The 5,533-nt window shown below is 57.7% G+C and carries 9 protein-coding genes and 1 tRNA gene; 4 read left to right on the top strand and 6 right to left on the bottom strand.

Annotated elements, in window-relative coordinates; translation table 11 throughout:
• The first annotated feature begins 191 nt into the window (after window positions 1-191).
• Window positions 192-267 (top strand) — tRNA-Ile (locus ILFOPFJJ_RS33410).
• 160 nt (window positions 268-427) lie between these two features.
• Here ILFOPFJJ_RS33410 and ILFOPFJJ_RS33405 read toward each other — a convergent pair.
• A complete protein-coding gene (locus tag ILFOPFJJ_RS33405; protein WP_173514689.1) occupies window positions 428-685 on the bottom strand; it encodes a hypothetical protein in 258 nt (85 codons plus the stop codon).
• Between the two features lie 422 nt (window positions 686-1,107).
• On the opposite strand from ILFOPFJJ_RS33405, the gene ILFOPFJJ_RS36880 reads away from it, so the two are divergent.
• On the top strand, window positions 1,108-1,365 hold the full coding sequence (locus tag ILFOPFJJ_RS36880) for a hypothetical protein (RefSeq protein WP_512700889.1): 258 nt from the start codon (window positions 1,108-1,110) through the stop codon (window positions 1,363-1,365).
• Here the strand turns inward: ILFOPFJJ_RS36880 and ILFOPFJJ_RS33400 are convergent.
• The 4 genes from ILFOPFJJ_RS33400 to ILFOPFJJ_RS33385 are packed head-to-tail and all read right to left on the bottom strand — an operon-like array spanning window position 1,250 to window position 4,248.
• A complete protein-coding gene (locus ILFOPFJJ_RS33400; RefSeq protein ID WP_173514688.1) occupies window positions 1,250-2,857 on the bottom strand; it encodes an E2 ligase fold family C protein in 1,608 nt (535 codons plus the stop codon). The genes ILFOPFJJ_RS36880 and ILFOPFJJ_RS33400 overlap by 116 nt on opposite strands.
• 2 nt (window positions 2,858-2,859) lie before the next feature.
• Window positions 2,860-3,300, bottom strand: coding sequence for a Mov34/MPN/PAD-1 family protein (locus ILFOPFJJ_RS33395; protein ID WP_225180473.1), 441 nt, complete (start codon window positions 3,298-3,300; stop codon window positions 2,860-2,862).
• 44 nt (window positions 3,301-3,344) lie between these two features.
• Window positions 3,345-3,959, bottom strand: coding sequence for a putative metal-binding protein (locus ILFOPFJJ_RS33390; protein ID WP_173514687.1), 615 nt, complete (start codon window positions 3,957-3,959; stop codon window positions 3,345-3,347).
• Window positions 3,952-4,248, bottom strand: coding sequence for a DUF2604 domain-containing protein (locus tag ILFOPFJJ_RS33385; protein ID WP_173514686.1), 297 nt, complete (start codon window positions 4,246-4,248; stop codon window positions 3,952-3,954). The genes ILFOPFJJ_RS33390 and ILFOPFJJ_RS33385 overlap by 8 nt, the downstream gene beginning before the upstream one ends.
• Window positions 4,249-4,573: 325 nt before the next feature.
• Between ILFOPFJJ_RS33385 and ILFOPFJJ_RS33380 the strand changes: the two genes are divergently transcribed.
• Window positions 4,574-4,831 (top strand): FitA-like ribbon-helix-helix domain-containing protein, encoded by a 258-nt coding sequence (locus tag ILFOPFJJ_RS33380; RefSeq protein WP_010875326.1) that lies wholly within the window; start codon window positions 4,574-4,576, stop codon window positions 4,829-4,831.
• Window positions 4,828-5,250: a type II toxin-antitoxin system VapC family toxin gene (locus tag ILFOPFJJ_RS33375; protein ID WP_026616820.1), complete on the top strand. Its 423-nt coding sequence runs from the start codon at window positions 4,828-4,830 to the stop codon at window positions 5,248-5,250. Before ILFOPFJJ_RS33380 ends, ILFOPFJJ_RS33375 begins: the two co-directional genes overlap by 4 nt.
• On the opposite strand, the gene ILFOPFJJ_RS34825 is transcribed toward ILFOPFJJ_RS33375, so the two are convergent.
• The coding region (locus ILFOPFJJ_RS34825; RefSeq protein ID WP_210267705.1) for a hypothetical protein at window positions 5,228-5,533 on the bottom strand (306 nt) is incomplete at its 5' end. The two genes, ILFOPFJJ_RS33375 and ILFOPFJJ_RS34825, sit on opposite strands and share 23 nt — an antisense overlap.

Raw genomic sequence — 5,533 nt, 5'->3', positions numbered from 1 at the left:
GATCAACCTCAGATCGCTGCAACTGAAAAAGCGATGGGGCGTGGACGTCGCATACAGGGCAGTTCGTTGATTGTCGATCGCCCGCAGCGCTGCAGGCATGGGAGCCTTATGAGCTAGCGACCATCTTCACAAACGTTGTTCGTTGAAATATTGCAAAACCCTGACGGCTGCCTTAAGCCGTTTGTTAGGAGGGGCCTGTAGCTCAATGGTTAGAGCCGTCGGCTCATAACCGATTGGTTGCAGGTTCGAGTCCTGCCGGGCCCACCATATTTTTGTGTCGCCTCATACCGCGGCACTCGAGCATCTGCATCGCCCCGCGATAGACGACCGGGGCTGCCTGGCAAGCAGCATATGCTCCGTCACACCGAAACCTTCCAGAGATAGCCACGGAGCCCGAGGTCTGCCGCCTGCCAAGTCCAAAGGGCAACTAAAATCCATCCTTGATCGGAAACATGTCTTCGCCGTAGTGGTGAAGTCGTGTGTGATGCCGCCGGCATAACCACCGTACCTTCAAAGGCTCATCATATTGGTCGTGATGGGCATCGACCGCTTCGATCCCGCAGACTTCGCACGTTTGCTTCTCCAGGTCGCCTGCCTTCACTGCGCGCTGCACAGCGAGATGAGCATCATACTTCCCTGGATTGGCACGGCGCCAATTCGCTTGGCGGGTATCGGTTTTCAGCATTGCTGCGCTGCCCTTCGTTAGCCTTTGCTCCGGCCTGACGAACACTTCTATCACAGTTTCGCTTCTTTTTTGGCGCGGCAGCGGAGACTGTGGTTCGTTGACCTCAACGGCAAATTGGCTACCATCCGAGTCGGCCCGTCAAGCCCGCCGCTCGCTCCATCCGGAATGGTGAATGCACAAATTCATGGCTTGACCCTTGTGGGCGGCTCGTCAGAAACGCGAGCACTGAGCCTCCATTCCGCCCCAGAAAGGGAAAGAACCATGAGTGTTTTCGCGCGCTCCAAATCCATTGCCCAAGCCTTGCGCAAGGCTCTGGCCGAACAAAATGTCGAACTAACGGAAGCTACCCACTTGCCGAGCCCGTCCAAAAGCAGGAAGTGGCGGAAGACGGTTCTTAGCGCAGTTGGCGTCGAGCGCTTCGCGTGCGAGCAGCAATGCATGGCCGCAGCACCGAAGCCGAAGCGGAGTATTTCAACCAGCTCCGTGACAAGTCCGGACCGAATTCGCGTGGAACGATCGGAGACAGAGAAAAAGGCCGAAGGTGTCATAGTGGCGCCGAGATTGTCACGCGCACACCTGCCGCCCCGTCCGCGGCAACGGCGACGTCCGCTTCTGCTCAGCGGATATGTTGCTCAGAGGTTCAACGCCGTTGCCGTATTTGCGCCTATAGGCCGAGATGAAATCTTCGTCGCTACAGATGCAGCGGCCGCTCGAGTCTTTGGCTTTCGGGTCATGTAAGTGAGATCCAAGGGGACGCAGAAGATTCACGCGAGTGCTTGTCGTTGGGCTCATGGGAAAACCCGCACTATGTTTGACCAGCTCCGCGGCAAGCATGATCCCGGCAAGCGCTGACTGAAAGGCCATCGGAACCACGGTTCGAACGAGACGACTTCCATCGCTAAGCTGGAATACCAGACCGCCGCAAATAGCCTGCTGGTAGAAGGAACGGAGAGGTTGGCCAACAAACGGGGCGAGCGGCTCAAAAGGCACGCCCATCGCCGTAGCCACTCGAACCACAAAGTCGTTGGGGACGCCGGCGTTGGTCTGCAATAGCGCTTTCACCTGCTCGTGTGCTTCCGGTATCCCGAGTTCCTCGGCAACCAGTTGGTGCTCGTCCTTGGATTTTCCGGATGGCATGTACATGCAACAAAGGCATGCCTGGCCGTCATCGTAACCATGCCGCGAGATGCCGAGATCGTGTTCCTGCGTCCAGGCATTCGCGATCCATCGCGGCAGAGCACCTTGGACAGCGAGACGGTCGGCGGCTGTGTCAAGCGCCACACCCACTCGATCGAAAATCCAGTCGCCCCGGCGCGCAACATGTTCTGCCCACTTCAGCGGGTGCGCCTCGACCTCTAAAGCGGTCGATCGAAGGGCGGTGGTTGCAAGAACCGCCTTGGACATGCCGATCTCCGCTTGGCCGGCCAATACGTAGCGCTGCAGGTTTGAGAGTTCGACCGCTTCGTGGTCGACGACATGCAGGCGGCCTGAGAGGCCGGATTGTCTCGCCAGGGCCCAAAGCGCGCCATGGCCTATCGCGCCGAGGCCAACGAGGTGCGTTTCGCCAAGGTCGACAGCGGGATCAATCGGGCCAGCATCGCCGGCCCTCGACTTGTTGTAGCTGTATAACGAGAGGTCGATGTTCTCGTCCGACTCGGCGCCGGTCAACTGGGCGGCGAAGATGGTTCGAAAGACGTTGGCGGCGCCGAAGCAACTGGCGGCGCCAGCTCCATAGGGCAGCAAACTCGAGCCAGAGCCCACCGGGTCCGTACGCGACAGCTTTGCCGCCCAACCGTCCGATCCGATGAAAAAGGTTGGGCACCGGAGTGATGGGCGCGTCGCGCCTGCAACTAGGCAGACCGTGGCGGACTTGCCGGAACGCCGAATGCCGATTTTCCGATTGATCGACTTTGCCAAGCGCTCCAGCGCCTGGGCTTGAGAGCTCGCCGCACTGTCCAAGGGGAGTATTGCAAGAACCGGATACAGTCTGGCAAGCAACCTCACCGCAAGATCTAGCGTCGCCTGACCTTCGGCGCAGGAAATGGCCTGATCGTCGAAGGCGACGGCCACGACCTGCTTTTCAAGAGCCGCTTTGAAGTCGCCCAGATGAAAATCGGTCAGGACCTGAGATGCCGCCGTCGCGGCGCGGTCGATGAAATTAGCAAGGGCCATCGTCAACTCGTTATCGTGATCATTCGCGTCAGTGCCGCGGACGGGACCTCATTCCAGTTCGCCCTCGCGTCAAGTCGATAGGCGGCGACACGAGCAAGGTCGAACGGCTCGCGGGCGAAATTCGGCACTACCAGCGAGAGACACCCAATCGTGGTAGCGACCGCATAGGCGTCATCGGTCGTCGAGTGATAGGCGCGGCCCGGATGACTATGGATCTGCGCCAGAAGCGTCAGGCCACGTTTGTAGAGCCAGACATTGAGCCGGTGCAGTTCTTCGGCAGGGACCATCACACAGACGCCATCACTTGTTCGGATGTGGCGCTGCGCCGGGATCACTGTCTCCGCTATGACAAAATGCTGGTCTTGCTGGACGCCGACCCAGAGCGCCATCCCTTCATGGCCCTGCTGTCCAACCGACCGCAGATGCGCCTGTACTGTGGACACGCAGTCTCGGGGGAGGGCGACGGTCCTGACATCCTCTAACGGCGTCATTCTGGAATGGCCTGAGGTGGTACCAGCAGTCCCACCGCGTATTGAAGCTGAATATGCAGTTGCTCCACGGGGCCGGTCCCGTATTTGATGATCTTGTCCAGGATGAAGGCCAAACAGCCTTCGCCAGAACCCCGATGAAGTAGCCATGGGTCACCTGAGTGCGCTGGATTATCGTGGTATTCCCGGACTCCAGCCATGCATAGGAATGGGGAGTCTTGGAGACTGTTGGCTTGAATGAAATCGGTCAATGATACAGCGTTCTGCTGGATGAGATTTGAAATCATTTCCGGCGGGGTTCCGGGCAGTTGCGGACGCCTTAACATATTCAGGGGAAGGTCCTTCCGGGCAATCGGCTGACGCGTAAACGGATCGACGAAGACCACAGACAGTGGTCTGAGATCGTAGTTGGTGAAGTCGATCTCGATGGCTGCGCCGATAACGCGCGGCTTTACCTTTGGGGTCGCAAATATGAAGAAAGCGCTCGGGAAGCTCGCCTCGATCAGAAAGCAGCCTTGCGTCCGATAGGCATCTGCATATGCGCGGAACCGGCTGATCTCCCGATCAAACTTCGCTCGAGAGACCTCCGGGTCCACAGTTTGGAGTTCAGGCACCTGCGACACCCGCCTTCAGGCTGAGGAACAGGGTTACAGTGTTCGCGAAGCCGAAATCACCGATTTTCTTGTCGACGTCGAGCAGCGTGCCGGCCTCGTCCTTGAACTCCCAGTTCTCGGCAGGTTGGGCCACGTTTTGCGTGTTCTCAAGGGCTTTGGTGCGAACGACGTGAAGCGGCTGGTTGGGATTGGCTTCGACCTGCGTAGGCTGGCCGTTCACGACGACGATGATTTCGATCTTACCGGAGCCGCCTCCGTGATTATCGCCCTTACGCGAATCCTTCGACATTGTCATACTCCAGTGGCATGCCAACCGGCCCCCAGGCACTACTGCCGACCCACTGGTGCGCGGGCTGGCGGTCTTTGATCGTCCACTCGGCGCCACGAACCGCGAGTACGTGAAAGACAGGGGATAAGCTACCGAATCGGTGCTAGGCTCTTTTTTTACGCGGTACTTGAGAGGCAAGTAAAATAAACCTCCAGAAAACTGCTCATCACAACTATAATCGATTAGGGCAGCTAAAGTATTGGCGAAATCTTCCATGAGATATTGCGGTATGATATCAGAAGATATATAATGCCATCTTTGATATCGTCAATGAAGGGAAGACATCATGGCAAATGTGACCGTTAGGAACCTGCCCGACGAGGTGCACCGAGCGCTACGCGTACGAGCAGCAATGCATGGCCGCAGCACCGAAGCCGAGATCCGCGACATCCTCGAAACGACTGTCCGGCCCCCCGAGCGGGTCAAACTCGGCTCTTTATTGGCGTCCATCGCCCATGAAGCTGGAGGGCTGACGGATGCCGAAGCGGAGCATTTCAACCAGCTCCGTGACAAGACTCCTGCTGAACCGATGAGCTTCGAATGATCGTGCTCGATACCAACGTCATATCCGAATTGTGGAAGGCCGAGCCGGATCGCACTGTGTTGGCCTGGATCGATGCGCAGATGATTGAAACACTGTATCTGTCCGCGATTACGGTGGCCGAACTGCGTTTCGGCTTGGCGGCCATGCCGGCAGGCAAGCGACGCACGGTCTTTCAGAATCGCTTGGAAGGAGAGGTCTTGCCAGCCCTTGCAGGGCGCGTTCTTCCCTTCGACTTGGACGCGTCGCGAAGTTATGCGGACCTGATGGCGCGAGCGAAAACGTCAGGCAAGGCCATCGGCAAGGCGGATGGCTATATCGCCGCAACGGCGGTTGCGCATGGCTTTATCGTGGCTACGCGCGATACCAGTCCGTTCGAGGCCGCTGGACTAGACATCATCAACCCCTGGGAGCCGGCATGATCCCGCCGATCTCGTTTCTACGGTATGTTAATACCATCACATATGGCTGCAAGTTTTGAACTGTCCGTGTGGCGGCCAGGTTCATCGACCCACGAGTTGAAGCGTACTCGCTACGGCGGCTGGCGAATGAGTCCATGCTTCTAACGTCTGGAAAAGGAAAAGTATCCAACAAATTCAAACACTTAGTGGCATAACATACATTATGGAACACCCGAGCGGTTTTGTTGGTGTTGCTTTTTGACGCCAAACCGCCGGTTACGTTCTTGTGGATTTCCTCGATAAA

Source organism: Sinorhizobium psoraleae (assembly GCF_013283645.1).
Classification (GTDB): domain Bacteria; phylum Pseudomonadota; class Alphaproteobacteria; order Rhizobiales; family Rhizobiaceae; genus Sinorhizobium; species Sinorhizobium psoraleae.
The sequence above is the reverse complement of the archived record's forward strand: the minus strand, read 5'-3'. Positions and strand labels throughout refer to the sequence as shown.

Coding starts and splice junctions, on each gene's coding strand:
- ILFOPFJJ_RS33405 (WP_173514689.1), bottom strand. CDS start 685: ATGCTGAAAACCGATACCCGCCAAGCGAATTGGCGCCGTGCCAATCCA.
- ILFOPFJJ_RS33375 (WP_026616820.1), top strand. CDS start 4,828: ATGATCGTGCTCGATACCAACGTCATATCCGAATTGTGGAAGGCCGAG.
- ILFOPFJJ_RS33385 (WP_173514686.1), bottom strand. CDS start 4,248: ATGTCGAAGGATTCGCGTAAGGGCGATAATCACGGAGGCGGCTCCGGT.
- ILFOPFJJ_RS33400 (WP_173514688.1), bottom strand. CDS start 2,857: ATGGCCCTTGCTAATTTCATCGACCGCGCCGCGACGGCGGCATCTCAG.
- ILFOPFJJ_RS33380 (WP_010875326.1), top strand. CDS start 4,574: ATGGCAAATGTGACCGTTAGGAACCTGCCCGACGAGGTGCACCGAGCG.